Origin of the sequence: Pseudomonas sp. NY15354 (assembly GCF_048068075.1) — a bacterium.
Taxonomy (GTDB): Bacteria; Pseudomonadota; Gammaproteobacteria; order Pseudomonadales; family Pseudomonadaceae; genus Aquipseudomonas; species Aquipseudomonas guariconensis_C.
In genome coordinates this window covers 101,517-116,109 of record NZ_JBLUPV010000009.1, presented here as the reverse complement: position 1 = coordinate 116,109, position 14,593 = coordinate 101,517, and the positions used below count along the sequence as shown (strand labels likewise).

The window sequence follows — 14,593 nt, the reverse complement described above, 5'->3', positions numbered from 1 at the left end:
ATGCGCCTCTTCAATCCGGGGGCCGCTCCCACAGGGAGGTGGCTGGCGTTGTGGCTGGGGCTGTGCGCGTGCCACGCGGTGCAGGCGCTGGACCTGACTGCGCAGGAGCAGGCCGGCAAGCGCCTGTACCGCGAGGGGGTGTCGAGCAGCGACGCGCAGTTGATGGCCCGGGTGGGTGCCAGTGACATGAGCGTGCCGGCCAGTGTGCTGCCGTGCGCCAGCTGTCATGGCAACGACGGCCGTGGCCGCGCCGAAGGTGGCGTGCGCCCGCCGAGCCTGGATTGGCAGCGCCTGGCCCTGGGACAGGGCGAGCGTGAGGCCAATGGCCGGCGCTACCCGGCCTATGCCGAGGCCAGCCTGGCCCGCGCCATCGGACAGGGCGTCGACCCGGCAGGCAACCGGCTGGACCCCGCCATGCCCCGTTTCGAACTGACCCTGGCCGACCAGCGCAACCTCACCGCTTACCTCAAGCGCCTGGGCCAGGAGCGCGACCCGGGCGTGGAAGAACACGTGCTGCGCCTGGGGACCTTGCTGCCGGCCAGCGGGCCACTGGCCGAGGCGGGCAGGGTGGTGCGCGCGGTGCTGGAGGACGGCCTGGCGCAACTCAACCAGCAAGGCGGGTTGCATGGCCGGCGCCTGGAGCTGGTGGTGCTCGACCCAGGGCAGACCCCCACCAGCGCCGAACAGGCTCTGGAACGTTTGCTCGATGACGCCCAGGTCTTCGCCCTCATTGCGCCGTTGGCGCCGATGATCGACCAGCGCCTGGCCAGCGCACTCGAACAACGCGGTGTGCCCCTGGTCGGCAGTGCCCCCGGCAGTGGCGCCAGTGCGCAGATCTTCGACCCTTTGCCAGGCCTGCCCGAGCAACTGCTGAGCCTGGCCGGCTTTGCCCGCGAGCGCCTGGGGCTGGGGCCTGACGGGCTGCGGGTGGTCTATGCCGGCAGCGACCAGGCGGCGCCTGCCGAGGCGCTGCGCCAACGGCTGCTCGCCGCCGGCTGGACGCAGGCGCCGGTGCAGGCCTTCGAGGGCCAGGCGGTGGAGGGCGAGGGCATCGTCTTTCTTGGCCGCGCCCAGGCGTTCGGCGAATTGGCGAGGGTGCAGCAGGCCGCAGGGCGCGAACCCTACCTGTTCGCGGCCTCGAGCCAGGTCGCAGGTGCCCTGGCGGGTTTGCCGGCCCACTGGTCGCAGCGGCTGTTCCTGGCCTATCCCTTCACGCCTCAGGACTGGACCGAGCAAGGGCGGGCCGCACTCAACGGCCTGCGTCAGCGCCAAGGGCTCGATGGCCGGCAGGCGTCGTTGCAGGTCAGCACTCGCTGCGCGCTGCTGCTGATGACCGAGGCCCTCAGGCAGGTCGGGCGGGACGCCAGCCGGGAGCAGTTGGTGCGCGCACTGGAGGGGCTGCATGACCTGGACACCGGACTCACGCCGGCGCTGGGGTTCGGCCCAGGTCGGCGCCAGGGCCTTGCCGGTGCGCATGTGGTGGCGGTGACCTTGCCAGGGCCGCAGTTCCAGACCGTCGCCGCGTACAAACCGATGCCAGCCACCCCCTGAAGGAGGCCACCATGCGTATCTTGTTGCTTTGCCTATTGCTGGGCCTTGCGCCGATCAGCCAGGCGGACGTCCCTGTGGCGAGGGTCAATGGTGTCGAGATCAGCAGCATGCGCCTGGAGCGTTACTTCGCCGAATACCTCCAGGATCAGGGGCGCCCGGTCGCTAGCATCCGTAGCCCGAGCCTTTACAAGCGTCTGCGTGACCAGGCCCTGGACGAGTTGATCGACAAGGAACTGCTGTGGCAGGAGGCCCAGCGCCGTGGTGTGGTGGTGAGCGAGGACGACGTCTCGGCCCGCGTCGGTGAGTTGGAACGGGCCTTCGGCAGCCCCGCGGTGTTCGAGCAGCGTCTGGCCGAGGCAGGCTTCGATAGGGCGGGGTACGCCGACTACACTCGTCACGAGATGGCCGCGCAGCAACTGTATGCCCAGATGACCGCCATCGATGAGCCCACCTCTGCGCAAGTGGAAGCCTTCTATCAGGCAAACAAGGAAAGATTGCAACGGATGCAGAACCAAAGTACCAATACCTTAGTCGAACGAGAGCAGGGTCTGGCCTTGGCCAGGCTTGCGCTCGTGGGTGAAATGCAGGCCCAGGCCCGTCAGTCGGTGCGCGAACGCTTGCGCGAGGGCGCGAAGGTGGAGCTTGCCGACTGAATGTGAGAGGCCGCTCGCACATTGCGCAGCCGTGGGCTTGCCCGGCAGGGGGATTTCCCCAATGCTGGGGGTAAGCGATCGGGCAAAGTGCCATCAACTTCCCCGCAAGTGGGGGAGCCGGTCTACGCCTGGATTGGGTGATACAGCGAAATCAACGACTTACAGTGGTGCGACATGACTATTCACGCCTGGCACGAAGGATGCTCAAGCCTGTACAAGGCCGAACTCCACAGACCGGGCAACCGGGCAGTTCTTGGGAGTCGACCTTGGTGAACAGAGTACTGGTAGTCGATGACGAACAGACCCTTGCGCAGAATTTGCAGGCTTACCTGCAGGCGCAAGGCCTGGAAGTCCATGTCGCCCACGACGGTATCAGTGGCATTGCCCAGGCACAGGCCCTGGCACCGGATGTGATCGTATTGGACTACCGCTTGCCCGACATGGAGGGGTTCGAGGTCCTGGAGACCGTGCGCAGGAGCATGCAGTGTCATTTCGTGCTGATCACCGCCCACCCGACCGCCGAGGTCCGTGAGCGGGCCGCGGCACTCGGTGTCACCCATGTTCTGTTCAAGCCGTTCCCATTGGCGGAACTGGCCCGCGCGGTAGCCGACCTGACCGACCCGCAGCATGCCCGGGCAGCGGACACACAGGCCGAGGGGTTCGTCGAACGACGCCAGAACAGGAACCAGACGTTCCCCCTGCAGATGTACGATGGCAGCTGGGTACTGGCCGACCGCCGACGCAACGGCGTGAAGCCTCCCACACCTGACGACGAACTGCTCACCGGGGAATAGCGGCGCCCGCGGCCACCCCGGCAACCCCGAGCCAGCCTGCGACGCGCCCCTGAGCGGAGTCGCAGGCCATGTCAGACGGCGTCGATACAGCCCAAGCCCCCCAGCCTGCACAGGGTCCTTCGCGGGTAATCCCGCTCTCACAGGATCTCCATTGCCTTGAGGCGCGCGCTGAGCCTGTGGGAGCGGCTTTACCCGCGAACGATGCACCCCGGATTTGTGCCTATCCCCGCGAACTGCTGGCCCAGGCCCGCCTGCAAGCCGGGGACGAGCGCCTGCTGAGCTGCCTGGCGCGCCTGGCCTGCGACGACGCAGCCACCTTCACCCAACGCCTGGGAGCCACCCTCCATTACCCCGTGCTCGACAGCCAGGCGCTGTTCGCCAGCACCCCGCTGTTCGAGCAGGTCAGCCTGGCGCAGTGCCTCAAACGCGAGTTCATCCTGGTTCAGCACCAGGGCCAGACCCTCGGTGTGTTCGCCGACCCCTTCGACAACACCCGCCTGGCCTGGATCGACGACTGCCTGCAGGGCGCTCCTCTGTACCTGGCCCACGCCGCCGACATCGCCGCCTTCCTGGCCCGCCAGGAAGAGAGCTTCCATGCCGTCGATGCCCTGGACCACGACGCAGAACCTGGCGCCGAGGCCGACCCGCTGCAGCGCCTGTCGCTGACCAGCATCAGCGAAGACCAGAGCAAGGTGGTCAAGCTGGTCAACTCGACCCTCTACGATGCCCTCAAGCAGCATGCCAGCGACATCCACCTGGGCATGACCGGGCAGGGCCTGACCATCAAGTACCGCATCGACGGCGTGCTCAACGGTGCCGGCAAGGCCAGTGGCAGTGCCTTCGCCGAGCAGGTGATCTCGCGCATCAAGGTCATGGCCGAGCTGGACATCGGCGAGAAGCGCGTGCCCCAGGATGGCCGCTTCAAGGTGGCGGTGGGCGACCGTCAGATCGACTTCCGCGTCTCGATCATGCCGAGCATCTTCGGCGAAGACGCCGTACTGCGGGTGCTGGACAAACAGGACCTGTCCGACCGGGTCAGCGGTGTGCAACTGCAGGCCCTGGGCTTTGCCGACCACACCCTGGTGGCCCTGCGCCGCCTGGCCGCCGAGCCCTACGGCATGATCCTGGTCACCGGCCCCACCGGCAGCGGCAAGACCACCACCCTCTACGCCATGATCAGCGAGATCAACCACGGCGTGGACAAGATCATCACCATCGAAGACCCGGTCGAGTATCAACTGCCGGGTGTGCTGCAGATCCCGGTCAACGAGAAGAAGGGGCTGACCTTCGCCCGGGGCCTGCGTTCGATCCTGCGCCATGACCCGGACAAGATCCTGGTGGGCGAGATCCGCGACCCGGACACCGCCCAGATCGCCGTGCAATCGGCCCTGACCGGTCACCTGGTGTTCACCACCATCCACGCCAACAACGTCTTCGATGTGATCGGCCGCTTCAGCCAGATGCAGGTCGACCCCTACAGCTTCGTCTCGGCGCTCAATGCCGTGCTGGCCCAGCGTCTGATTCGCCTGGCCTGCCCGCACTGCGCGGTCCATGCCGAGCCGGATGACGAAACCCTGGCCGCCTCGGGGTTGACCCGCGAAGGCGTGGCCGGATGGACCTTCGTTCGCGCCCAAGGCTGCGGCCAGTGCCGTGGCAGCGGCTACCGCGGACGCAGTGCCATCGCCGAATTGCTGCACCTGGATGACGACCTGCGGCAGATGATCGTCGAGCGCCGGCCCCTGTCGCAGATCAAGTCGCTGGCCTGCCAGCGCGGTCTGCGGCTGCTGCGCGCCTCTGCCCTGGACCTGGTCCGCGAGGGCCGTACCACGCTTGAGGAGATCAACCGTGTCACATTTATCGCTTGATCGCTATTGCGCCGTGCTCGGCGCCGAGGGTGTCGGCCTGGGTCGCTGGCACGCCAACCAACACCAGTGGCTGGGCAGCCGCGCCTTCACCTGCGACCCCGCCCAACCGGCCTGGGCACCGGCACTGGAGGCCCTGGCCGAGCTGCTGGCCGAACATGCGCCACGGGGAGCCCAACTGCGGGTACTGCTGTCGGCACGCTACAGCCGTTTCTGCCTGGTGCCCTGGAGCGATGCCATCGGCCATCCGCGTGAGCTGGACGCCTACGCCCGGGCCTGTTTCGAGAACCTCTACGGCCAGTCGCTGGACGACTGGCGCATCGTGCTCTCGCCGGAGCCGGCAGGGGCCTCGCGCATCGCCACGGCCTTGCCCGAAGCGCTGTTGCAGGCCTTGCAGGCACTGGGCCGGGAAAGCCGCCTGAGCCTGCGCTCGGTCCAGCCCTACCTGATGGCCGCCTACAACCGCTGCTCGGCGCAACTGGAGGAGGGCGATTTTCTCTTTGTGCTCGCCGAACCACGGCGCAGCGTGTTGCTGCTGGCCGCCGGCGGCGCCTGGCAACAGGTGCTGGCCCAGGGCTGCGCCGACAACGACCAGGCGCTGCAGGCGTTGATCGAGCGCACCTGCGAGCTGTACGGCGAGCACTTGCCCAGGGTCTACCTGCATGCGCCGGGGCGAGGGGATGTGCCTCGTTTGGCCGCCGTGCAACTGTGCCAGCCGGCAGGCGACAGCGACCCGCTGTGCGCCATGTGGCGGGCGGTGGCTTGACATGCGCCGCCTCGACCTGGAATTCCAGCCCGCACCCAGCAGCCCGGTCGCCTGGTCGCTGTTGGCCCTGGGGTGCGCCGTACTGGCAGCGATGCTGCTGGTCGAGCAGCACTTGCAGACCGAACAGGAGGACCTTCAGGCGCGGGTCCACCTGCTCGAACAACAACTGGGGCGTCGACCGATCAGCGCCGCCCCCCTGAGCAGCGCCGCCAGCCGCGAGCAGGCCGAACAACTGGCGCAGATGCGCAGCGTCTCCCAGCAACTGCAGCGGCCGTGGCAGCAACTGTTCGCCATGCTCGAGGCTCTGCCGCAGGAAGACGTGGCGCTGCTGAGCCTGACCCCCGACGCCCGCAAAGGCCAGGTCCGTATCGCCGCCGAAGCCCGCAACCTGGAGGCCATGCTGCAGTACCACCAGCGCCTGGAGCGCAGCGAGGAATTGCGCGATGTCTCGCTGCTCAACCATGAGGTAGTGGCTGGCCAACCTGAGCATCCGGTGCGCTTCAACCTGACCGCTACCTGGGAGACCGGCCATGCGCGTCCCTAGCCTGATACTCCATGAACGCCTTGCGCGCCTGGGCCGTGTCGGTTGCGCCGCGGTCGCCGTCGGCACCCTGGCGCTGCTGGTCGGCGTCACCTGGGTACTGCCGCAATGGCAGGCCGTGCGCGAGCTGCGGGCCAGCGAGGCCGATGCCCAGGTGCAGGTGCAGCGGGTCAAGCGCGGCGAGCTCAAGGTGGCGGTCCAGCCTGAGCAGCAGGCGCTGGACAGCCTGCGTCAGCAACTGCCTGGCCAGCCCCAGGCCAGCGAGCTGATCGAGCGCCTGTATCACCTGGCCAGCGCCCAGCGCATCAGCCTGGCCCGTGGCGAATATGCCCTGGGCGTCGACCCGAAGACCCAACTGGCGCGCTACCAGATCGTCCTGCCGGTACGCGGCAGCTACCCGCAGATCCGCGGTTTTCTCCAGGCGCTGCTCGGCCAGGTGCCGACCCTGGTGCTCGAAGACCTGGAGCTGCAACGCAAGCGCATCGGTGAGCGCGAGCTCAACGGTCGCCTGCGCATGACCCTTTACCTGTCGAGGTCGTGATGAACACTCAGCGCGCGGCGATGTGGGTCGGCTTTCTCGGGCTTTCAGGCGCTCTGGCCTGGGCGCCAGGGCATTGGTTCGGCCAGCAGGACAGTGTCGAGCCCCTTGCGGGTAAACCCGCTGCCGCGACAATCAGCACCCGCACAGAACCTGCCGGAGCGGGTTTACCCGCGAAAGGAAACACAAAGGTCTCGATAGACCTGTTCCCGGCCCAGCAATGGACCGCGCCAAAAACCATGGCCACCGTCACTGAGCAACCCGTTGCTCCCGCGCCGGTGGTGGAGGCCGCACCCACCGCCCCGGTGCTGCCGTTCCAGTTCGTCGGCCGTTTGGGTGATCGCGACGACCTGCAGGTGTTCCTGCAGAGCGGCGAGAAGCTCTACGTCGTGCGTCAGGGCGATGTGATCGAACACACCTACCGCCTCGACCGGATCTCGGCCACCGAGCTGGACCTGGTCTACCTGCCTTTGCACCAGTCACAGACGTTGTCTGTCGGGAGCGCACCATGAAGCCTTCGAAGTTGTGCAAGCCTGCTCCGTTCATGATGCTGGCATTGTGCGTGGCCCTGGCGGGCTGCGGCTCCAGCGGCACGCGCAAGGACAGCGCCGAACTGATGAAGGAGGGCCAGTATGAGGCGGGCATCGCCATGCTGGAGGACGCTCTGCGGGAGGACCCGCGTGACACCGAGCTGAACATTGCCCTGGCCCATGGCCGCCAGCAGGCCGTCGAGGCGCTGCTGACCCAGTCCGACGCCGACCGCATCCGCCATGATTTTGCCAGCGCACGCATGGGCTATGGCCGGGTCCTGACCATCGAGCCGAACAACCGTCGGGCCCAGGAAGGCATTCGCCAGCTGGAGCTGGTGCGCAACCTCGACGAGCGTGTGGCCATGGGCCAGGCGGCGCTGCGCCAGGGCGATCTGTTCGGCGCCGAACGCTATATGCGCGATGTGCTGCGCCTGGATCCGCAAAACCAGAAGGGCATTGCGCTTCGTAGCGACATCGAGAATGTCCAGGCGCGCACCGCGCAGCCGTTCCCGCAGTTGCGCAGCAAGCTGGAGCGCCCGGTGACCCTGGAATTCCGTGACGCCAACCTCAAGACCATCTTCGAGGTGCTGTCCCAGGTCGCCGGGATCAACTTCATCTTCGACAAGGACCTGCGCCCGGACATGAAAGCCACCATCTTCGTGCGCGATGTGCGCATCGAGGACGCCGTGGCCCTGCTGCTGGAGCAGAACCAACTGCACCAGAAGATCGTCAACGACAACACCCTGCTGATCTACCCCGACTCGCCGCAGAAGACCAAGGACTACCAGGAACTGGTCATGCGCACGTTCTACCTGACCAGCATCGACGCCAACACCGCGCTGAACATGGTCAAGACCATGCTCAAGACCCGCGATGTGTTCGTGGACGAGCGGCTGAACACCCTGACCATGCGCGACACCCCCGATGCCATTCGCATGGCCGAGAAGCTGTTGCAGTCCCAGGACCAGTCCAACCCGGAAGTGGTGCTGGAAGTAGAGGTGATGGAGGTGGCCCGGTCGCGCATCCTGGACCTGGGCCTGCAATGGCCGAGCACCTTCGGCGTGCTCAACGACGAGGGCAACCCGGTCAGCGTGCTTGACCAGCTGCGCGGCATCGACTCCAGCCGCATCAGCATCGCCCCGGCGCCCCAGGCCAAGATCAACGCCGCCGACAAAGACATCAACACCCTGGCCAGCCCGGTGATCCGCGTCAGCAACCGTGAGCAGGCGCGCATCCACATCGGTCAGCGGGTGCCGATCATCAGCGCCACGTCGGTGCCGTCGACCCAGGGCCCGGTAATCACCGAGAGCGTCACCTACCTGGATGTGGGTCTGAAGCTCGAAGTGCAGCCCACCGTGCACCTGAACAACGAAGTGGCGATCAAGGTAGCCCTGGAAGTGAGCAACGCCACCCCGCTGGAGCCGACCCGCCAGGGCACCATCCCGGTCCAGGTCGACACCCGCAACGCCCAGACCAGCCTGCGCCTGCACGATGGCGAGACCCAGGTGCTGGCAGGCTTGGTACGCAACGACCTGACCTCCAGCGGCAACAAGATTCCCGGGCTTGGCGACATCCCGGGCCTGGGCCGGCTGTTCGGCAGCAACCGCGACGACAAGAGCAAGTCCGAGCTGGTGCTGGCGATCACCCCGCGCATCGTACGCAACCTGCCGTACCAGAGCCCATCGGACATGGAGTTCGCCACCGGCACCGAGTCGAGCCTGCAGGTGCGTCAGCAGATGATGGCCCCGGTCGCGCAGCCTGAGGCCGAGCCGACCGGCGCGGTCGCCACCGTGCCGGCCGCGGTCACCACCCCAGTGGGCCCACGGCCATGAAACGCCAGCAGCAGGGGTTCAGCCTGATCGAAGTGGTGGTGACCCTGGCATTGCTCGGGCTGCTCGCCAGCATGGCCGCGCCCCTGACCGAAACCGTGGTGCGCCGGGGCAAGGAGCAGCAACTGCGTGAAGCGCTGTACCAGATCCGCGATGCCATCGACGCCTACAAGCGTGCCTTCGATGCCGGTTATATCGAAAAGCGCCTGGACAGCAGTGGCTACCCGCCAAGCCTGGACGTACTGGTGGAAGGGGTGCGCGACGTGCGCAGCGCCAAAGGGGCGAAGTTCTACTTCCTGCGGCGCATCCCCCACGATCCGCTGGTCGCGGCCAAGCGCGAGGACGAAGGGGGCTGGGGCCTGCGCGCCTACGACAGCAGCGCCGACAACCCGCGCGATGGCAAGGACGTCTTCGATGTGTATTCCAAGGCCACCGGTACTGGCCTGAACGGCATCCCTTACGGGCAATGGTGACGGTCATGAAACGCAACCGTGGCTTTACCCTCATCGAACTGCTGGTGGTCATGGCGATCATCGCCACCCTGATGACCATCGCCTTGCCGCGTTACTTCAACAGCCTTGAGGCCTCCCGCGAGGCCACGCTGCGCCAGAGCCTGGCCGTGCTGCGCGAGGCCTTGGACCATTACTACGGCGATACCGGCCATTACCCCGAGTCCCTGGAGCAACTGGTGGAGCAGCGCTATCTGCGCAACACCCCGGTGGACCCGATCACCGAGCGCAGCGATGCCTGGCAACTGGTGCCGCCGCCGGAGGGTGTGACCGGTGGGGTGGCCGATATCAAGAGCGGGGCAACGGGGAGGGCGCGCGATGGCAGCCTCTATGCCGAATGGTAAGGCCTGCGCGGGCTTCACCTACCTGGGCGTGCTGTTTCTGATCGCGGTCAGCAGCATGGCCCTGGCCGCCACCGGCACCCTCTGGGCCACGGCCGCCCAGCGTGAGCACGAGCGCCAGCTGCTGTGGATCGGCGGCCAGTACGCCCAGGCGCTGCGCAGCTACTACCGTGCATCGCCAGGCCTGGCCCAGTACCCACAGGCGCTGGAAGATCTGCTGGAGGACAACCGCTTCCCATCGCCGCAACGGCACATCCGCCGCTTGTACCCCGACCCGATCACCAACGGCGAGGAATGGGGCCTGGTGCGTTCGGAGGACGGGCGGATCACCGGCGTCCACAGCCGCTCGGATGCCACGCCCCTCAAACGCAGCGGCTTCGATGCGCAGTGGTCCGGCTTCGAAGGGCTCGAGCACTACAGCGACTGGCAGTTCGTCGCCGAGCAGCCATTCGCCGAGAGCACCGGCGGTGCCCGTACCCACAGCGGCCCGGGAGATACGCCATGAAACCGCTTGCCGCGCTGTGCTGCCTGTGCCTGCTGCTGGCCTTGCCTGGCGCCCCGGCCCGTGCCGACGCCGAAGACGAGATGAAGGGTTTCATCGTCGACAACACCATCTCGCACATCGGCCATGACTTCTACAACGACTTCACCGACCGCCTGCGCGCCACGAGCCGCCTGGATTTCAACCTGGTGGTGCGCGAACGCCCCGACGCCCGTTGGGGCAGCCTGGTGACGGTGGAATACGAACGCGAGGTGTTGTACCGGCGCTTCCTGCCGCCCAACACCACGCAACTCAAAGACGAGGCCGTCGCGGCGGCGGACCTGGTCAAGCAGCAGATCATCCAGCGCAAGCTGCAACGGCTGCTGCAGGACACCACTGATCTGGAGAGGGACGAGCTATGAGCAACCACATTTCCCGGTGCGTCGCCGTCTGCCTGCTGGCCGGCGCCTTCGCCGGTCACGCCCAGGCCACGGAGCTTGTGTACACCCCGGTCAACCCCGCGTTCGGCGGCAACCCGCTCAACGGCACCTGGCTTTTGAACAACGCCCAGGCGCAGAACGACCATGACGACCCAGACCTCAAGGACCGCGCCTCGGCCTTCGCCGGCACCTCGGCCCTGGAGCGCTTCAGCAACCAGCTCGAGTCGCGGTTGTTGTCCCAGTTGCTGGACAACATCAACGACGGCAAGACCGGCAGCCTTTCTACGGATTCGTTCCTGATCGATGTGATCGACGATTCCGGGGCCCTCAGCATCAAGGTCACCGACCGTGCGACAGGGGAAGTCTCGATCATCGAGGTCAGCGGCCTGAACCCCTGAGAGGGAAGGGTCAATAGGGGAGAACGACCATGAAACGCTTGCTGAGCACACTGCTGATCCTCGCCACCTTGCAAGGCTGCGGCCTGCGCGAGCCGATGCCCGCCGAACAGGATACGGAGACCCCGACCCTGACCCCGCGTGCCTCGACCTACTACGACTTGATCAACATGCCACGGCCCAAGGGCAGGCTGATGGCAGTGGTGTACGGCTTCCGTGACCAGACTGGCCAGTACAAGCCGACCCCGGCAAGCTCCTTCTCCACCAGCGTCACCCAGGGCGCGGCGAGCATGTTGATGGACGCCTTGAGCGCCAGCGGCTGGTTCGTGGTCCTTGAGCGCGAAGGCCTGCAGAACCTGTTGACCGAGCGCAAGATCATCCGCGCCTCGCAGAAGAAACCCGACGCGCCCTTGAACATCCAGGGCGAGTTGCCACCGCTGCAGGCGGCCAACCTGATGCTCGAGGGCGGCATCATCGCCTACGACACCAACGTGCGCAGCGGCGGGGAGGGTGCCCGCTACCTGGGGATCGACCTGTCCCGCGAGTACCGGGTCGACCAGGTTACCGTGAACCTGCGGGCGGTGGATGTGCGCAGCGGCCAGGTACTGGCCAATGTGATGACCAGCAAGACCATCTACTCGATCGGCCGCAGCGCTGGGGTGTTCAAGTTCATCGAGTTCAAGAAACTGCTCGAAGCCGAGGTGGGCTACACCACCAACGAACCGGCCCAGCTGTGCGTGCTCTCGGCCATCGAGGCGGCGGTGGGGCACCTGTTGGCCCAGGGCATCGAGCGTCGGTTGTGGCAGGTGGCGGATGCGGGGGAGGGCAACGGGCAGGTGGACAAGTTCCTGAGCCAGAACCAGCAGCAGTGATTGGCTGAACTGGCCTCTTCGCGGGTAAATCGGAGCGCCGAACCGCCGCTGCGATTTACCCGCGAACAGGTCAGAGCGCTGTATACCGTCAACGCGCCTTGCGCAGTGTCAGGTTGATCCGTCGTTCACCCATCCTCGGATGCACACCCGGCTTGATCGGCATCACCCCGTGATAGCGCAGCCGATCCTCACCGCCCCATACCAGCACGTCGCCGTGGCTCAAGGGTATCCGCTGAGTCCGGTCCGAACGTTGCAACCCACCGAATAGAAACACCGCCGGCAGCCCCAGGGACAGCGACACGATCGGCTGGCCGAAATCGCGCTCGTCACGGTCCTGGTGCAGGGTCAGGCGGGTGCCGGGTAGGTAGTGGTTGATCAGGCAGGCATCCGGGACGAAACCGTCGAAGCCAGCCGCGCAGGCGGCGCGATCGGCGAGTTCGAGCAGTGCCTGGGGCATGGCTGGCCAGGGCAGGCCGGACTTGGGGTCGGTGGGGCTGTAGCGGTAGCCCTGCTCGTCGCTGACCCAGCCCTGGGCGCCGCAGTTGGTCAGGGCCACGGCCATGTGCAGGCCGCCGGGGGTGCGCATGTGCCGGAACGGCGCTGCGCGCAGCACCGGGCGCAGGGCATCGAGGATGGCCTCGACCTCGGCCAGGGCGAAGCCTGGCAACAGCACGGTGTGGCTGGCCAGGCGTTGCGGCTGTGGGCCGAACAGGTCGAGGTCGGACTGGATCATGGGATGGCATCGGTGGGGTCTGCGCGCATTGTAATGCCGACGGCTCGTTCGTGGACCAGTCGAGGCGACGAACCGCCTGGCGGCGCGGTGTCCGCGCTGACGCATTCGCGGGTGAACCCGCTCCCACAAGGCGCCGTGCGCAAGCCTTGCGCAAACCCTGTGGGTTTACCCGCGAAGGGGGCAGCGGCGACCTCAAGCCAAGCGCTGTGGCAGGGGAGAGGGTTTACCGCCAATGAAGGGGAATAAAAAGGAACCGCGGCGCCAGGGAGAGGGAACACCGCGGTCCAAGGGGGACCCGCTACTGCTGGGTGACGATGGCAGTGTTGGTGCTGCCGTATTGGGTGATGGCGGCGTTCTGGTTCATGTTGCTCTGGGTGACGGTCGCCAGGTTGCCGGTGCCGCCCTGGGTGACATAGGCAACGTTGGCGACATCGCTCTGGGTGATGTTGGCGGTGTTGCCACTGCCATACAGCTGGTAGGTGTAGCTCTGGTTACCCTGGCCGGACTGGTCGAGGTTGATGACGTTGCCATTGCCGGCGCTCAGGCCCTCGGCATAGTTGCCGCCGTCGCGTTGGGCGGCGACGAGCAGGTTGTCGCTGCCGTTCTGTTCGAAGTACAGCTCGTTGTTGCCATCGACCTGGTTGGTCTCCATGGTATTGCGGTTGCCTTTCTGCTCGAGCTTGGCCAACTGGCTCATGCCTTCCTGGTTGAAGTTGACGCTGTTGCCGTTGCCGTTTTGCTTGATCTGGGCTTTCTGGTCGCTGCCGAACTGGCCGCCGAACTTCTCGCCCTTCCAGTTGCTGGCCATGACCTTGTTGCCGTTGCCGGTGGTGTCGATGGTCAGGCTGTGGTTGTCACCGGTCTGGTAGGTGAAGTGCAGGTTGTCCTTGCCGTTCTGGGTGATGTCGACCACCGAGTTGTTGGTCTCGAACTGGTCCGACCAACTGGCGTTACGCTGGCCGCTCTGGGACAGGTGGGCGGAGTTGGCCTCGCCGAAGCTCTGGTCGATGTAGCCTTCGTTGAGCTGGCCTTGCTGATAGACACTGGCCTGGCTGGCGACCTGGGTGTCCTGCCACACCTCTACGGAGTGGCTGCCACCGACCTGCTGGATGTCGATGATGCCGCCCAGGCCGTTGCGCTGGTCGCCGTAGGCCCAGCTGGCCTGACCCTTCTGCTGGATACGGATGTCGCCGTTGTCATGCAGGATATGCTCGGAAGCGGCAGTGTTGCCGGTGCCTTCCTGCATGATCTGGGCGCGGTTGTTGGTGCCGCCGATCAACTGCTCGACCACCGCATCGTTGGCGCTGCCTTGCTGAAGCGTGGTGGCCTGGGCCCCGGTCTGGAATTCCTGGAACACTTTGGACATGTTGCCGGTGCCTTGCTGGACTTGCAGCACCTGGTTGTCCTGGCCCAGCGACTGGCTGGAGAAGTTGTCGTTGAGGGTGCCGCCGGAGCGCTGGATGGTCTTGCTGCCGTTCTCCATGATCTGGTCGGCGTAGCCGGCGTTGTAGGAGCCGGTGGCGCTCTGGCTGATGTCGCTGGTGCTGGTGTCCTGCACGGCCAGGTGGTTGTGGCCCTGGCCGGTCTGGTCCTGGGTGACCGAGGCGTAGGGGGCGACGGTCTGCAGGACTTCGGCGATGTTCGCCTTGCCCTGCTGGTTCTGGGTCGAGGTGCTGTCATCGGCCATGACCTGGCCGGCGATCGCCAGGACAACGGCGGCGCTTAAGGGAGCGAGCTTGAACATGGTGGTGCCTCCAG

The 14,593-nt window shown here is 66.4% G+C and carries 17 protein-coding genes; 15 read left to right on the top strand and 2 right to left on the bottom strand.

Going from position 1 to position 14,593, the window contains the following annotated elements:
* The 15 genes from ACNFCH_RS11795 to ACNFCH_RS11725 all read left to right on the top strand — a co-directional run bounded on the left by ACNFCH_RS11795 (position 1) and on the right by ACNFCH_RS11725 (position 12,102).
* Positions 1–1,551, top strand: a complete 1,551-nt coding sequence (locus ACNFCH_RS11795) for an ABC transporter substrate-binding protein (protein WP_416742842.1) — start codon at positions 1–3, stop codon at positions 1,549–1,551.
* Between the two features lie 11 nt (positions 1,552–1,562).
* A complete protein-coding gene (locus tag ACNFCH_RS11790) occupies positions 1,563–2,204 on the top strand; it encodes a SurA N-terminal domain-containing protein (RefSeq protein WP_337157342.1) in 642 nt (213 codons plus the stop codon).
* Positions 2,205–2,470: 266 nt separating this feature from the next.
* Positions 2,471–2,998 carry a response regulator gene (locus ACNFCH_RS11785; RefSeq protein WP_196165430.1) on the top strand — a complete coding sequence of 176 codons (528 nt, stop codon included), beginning with the start codon at positions 2,471–2,473 and terminating at the stop codon, positions 2,996–2,998.
* A 68-nt stretch (positions 2,999–3,066) separates the two neighbouring features.
* On the top strand, positions 3,067–4,863 hold the full coding sequence (locus ACNFCH_RS11780; protein WP_416742841.1) for a GspE/PulE family protein: 1,797 nt from the start codon (positions 3,067–3,069) through the stop codon (positions 4,861–4,863).
* Positions 4,844–5,626 (top strand): hypothetical protein, encoded by a 783-nt coding sequence (locus tag ACNFCH_RS11775; protein WP_070090957.1) that lies wholly within the window; start codon positions 4,844–4,846, stop codon positions 5,624–5,626. The genes ACNFCH_RS11780 and ACNFCH_RS11775 overlap by 20 nt, the downstream gene beginning before the upstream one ends.
* Before the next feature lies 1 nt (position 5,627).
* Entirely contained in the window at positions 5,628–6,170 is a 543-nt protein-coding gene (locus ACNFCH_RS11770; protein WP_416742840.1) for a PilN domain-containing protein, read from the top strand.
* Positions 6,157–6,708: a type 4a pilus biogenesis protein PilO gene (pilO, locus tag ACNFCH_RS11765; protein WP_196165426.1), complete on the top strand. Its 552-nt coding sequence runs from the start codon at positions 6,157–6,159 to the stop codon at positions 6,706–6,708. The genes ACNFCH_RS11770 and pilO overlap by 14 nt, the downstream gene beginning before the upstream one ends.
* Positions 6,708–7,217, top strand: a complete 510-nt coding sequence (locus ACNFCH_RS11760; RefSeq protein ID WP_337157338.1) for a hypothetical protein — start codon at positions 6,708–6,710, stop codon at positions 7,215–7,217. The genes pilO and ACNFCH_RS11760 overlap by 1 nt, the downstream gene beginning before the upstream one ends.
* Complete coding sequence (locus ACNFCH_RS11755) at positions 7,214–9,067, top strand: secretin N-terminal domain-containing protein (protein ID WP_416742839.1); 1,854 nt, start codon at positions 7,214–7,216, stop codon at positions 9,065–9,067. Before ACNFCH_RS11760 ends, ACNFCH_RS11755 begins: the two co-directional genes overlap by 4 nt.
* On the top strand, positions 9,064–9,537 hold the full coding sequence (locus ACNFCH_RS11750; RefSeq protein ID WP_323114735.1) for a type II secretion system protein: 474 nt from the start codon (positions 9,064–9,066) through the stop codon (positions 9,535–9,537). The genes ACNFCH_RS11755 and ACNFCH_RS11750 overlap by 4 nt, the downstream gene beginning before the upstream one ends.
* A 5-nt stretch (positions 9,538–9,542) precedes the next feature.
* On the top strand, positions 9,543–9,917 hold the full coding sequence (locus ACNFCH_RS11745; protein ID WP_043214435.1) for a type II secretion system protein: 375 nt from the start codon (positions 9,543–9,545) through the stop codon (positions 9,915–9,917).
* The gene (locus tag ACNFCH_RS11740; protein ID WP_337157336.1) at positions 9,892–10,419 is read left to right on the top strand and encodes a type II secretion system protein; all 528 of its coding nucleotides are present in this window, start codon (positions 9,892–9,894) and stop codon (positions 10,417–10,419) included. The genes ACNFCH_RS11745 and ACNFCH_RS11740 overlap by 26 nt, the downstream gene beginning before the upstream one ends.
* Positions 10,416–10,817, top strand: coding sequence for a curli production assembly/transport protein CsgE (csgE, locus tag ACNFCH_RS11735; RefSeq protein ID WP_337157335.1), 402 nt, complete (start codon positions 10,416–10,418; stop codon positions 10,815–10,817). The genes ACNFCH_RS11740 and csgE overlap by 4 nt, the downstream gene beginning before the upstream one ends.
* Entirely contained in the window at positions 10,814–11,233 is a 420-nt protein-coding gene (locus ACNFCH_RS11730; protein ID WP_070090949.1) for a curli assembly protein CsgF, read from the top strand. Before csgE ends, ACNFCH_RS11730 begins: the two co-directional genes overlap by 4 nt.
* Before the next feature lie 29 nt (positions 11,234–11,262).
* A complete protein-coding gene (locus tag ACNFCH_RS11725; protein WP_337157334.1) occupies positions 11,263–12,102 on the top strand; it encodes a CsgG/HfaB family protein in 840 nt (279 codons plus the stop codon).
* Between the two features lie 88 nt (positions 12,103–12,190).
* Here ACNFCH_RS11725 and alkB read toward each other — a convergent pair whose 3' ends face one another.
* Both alkB and ACNFCH_RS11715 read right to left on the bottom strand, forming a co-directional pair.
* Complete coding sequence (alkB, locus tag ACNFCH_RS11720; RefSeq protein ID WP_196164473.1) at positions 12,191–12,835, bottom strand: DNA oxidative demethylase AlkB; 645 nt, start codon at positions 12,833–12,835, stop codon at positions 12,191–12,193.
* A 298-nt stretch (positions 12,836–13,133) separates the two neighbouring features.
* Positions 13,134–14,579 (bottom strand): curlin, encoded by a 1,446-nt coding sequence (locus ACNFCH_RS11715; RefSeq protein WP_416742838.1) that lies wholly within the window; start codon positions 14,577–14,579, stop codon positions 13,134–13,136.
* Between the last annotated feature and the right edge of the window lie 14 nt (positions 14,580–14,593).

Bases quoted from the DNA above. Each gene is read 5' to 3' on its own strand.
- alkB (WP_196164473.1), bottom strand. From the start codon at position 12,835: ATGATCCAGTCCGACCTCGACCTGTTCGGCCCACAGCCGCAACGCCTG.
- ACNFCH_RS11755 (WP_416742839.1), top strand. From the start codon at position 7,214: ATGAAGCCTTCGAAGTTGTGCAAGCCTGCTCCGTTCATGATGCTGGCA.
- ACNFCH_RS11770 (WP_416742840.1), top strand. From the start codon at position 5,628: ATGCGCCGCCTCGACCTGGAATTCCAGCCCGCACCCAGCAGCCCGGTC.
- ACNFCH_RS11725 (WP_337157334.1), top strand. From the start codon at position 11,263: ATGAAACGCTTGCTGAGCACACTGCTGATCCTCGCCACCTTGCAAGGC.
- ACNFCH_RS11780 (WP_416742841.1), top strand. From the start codon at position 3,067: ATGTCAGACGGCGTCGATACAGCCCAAGCCCCCCAGCCTGCACAGGGT.
- ACNFCH_RS11760 (WP_337157338.1), top strand. From the start codon at position 6,708: ATGAACACTCAGCGCGCGGCGATGTGGGTCGGCTTTCTCGGGCTTTCA.
- ACNFCH_RS11740 (WP_337157336.1), top strand. From the start codon at position 9,892: ATGGCAGCCTCTATGCCGAATGGTAAGGCCTGCGCGGGCTTCACCTAC.
- ACNFCH_RS11715 (WP_416742838.1), bottom strand. From the start codon at position 14,579: ATGTTCAAGCTCGCTCCCTTAAGCGCCGCCGTTGTCCTGGCGATCGCC.
- pilO (WP_196165426.1), top strand. From the start codon at position 6,157: ATGCGCGTCCCTAGCCTGATACTCCATGAACGCCTTGCGCGCCTGGGC.
- ACNFCH_RS11745 (WP_043214435.1), top strand. From the start codon at position 9,543: ATGAAACGCAACCGTGGCTTTACCCTCATCGAACTGCTGGTGGTCATG.
- ACNFCH_RS11750 (WP_323114735.1), top strand. From the start codon at position 9,064: ATGAAACGCCAGCAGCAGGGGTTCAGCCTGATCGAAGTGGTGGTGACC.
- ACNFCH_RS11730 (WP_070090949.1), top strand. From the start codon at position 10,814: ATGAGCAACCACATTTCCCGGTGCGTCGCCGTCTGCCTGCTGGCCGGC.
- ACNFCH_RS11790 (WP_337157342.1), top strand. From the start codon at position 1,563: ATGCGTATCTTGTTGCTTTGCCTATTGCTGGGCCTTGCGCCGATCAGC.
- ACNFCH_RS11795 (WP_416742842.1), top strand. From the start codon at position 1: ATGCGCCTCTTCAATCCGGGGGCCGCTCCCACAGGGAGGTGGCTGGCG.
- csgE (WP_337157335.1), top strand. From the start codon at position 10,416: ATGAAACCGCTTGCCGCGCTGTGCTGCCTGTGCCTGCTGCTGGCCTTG.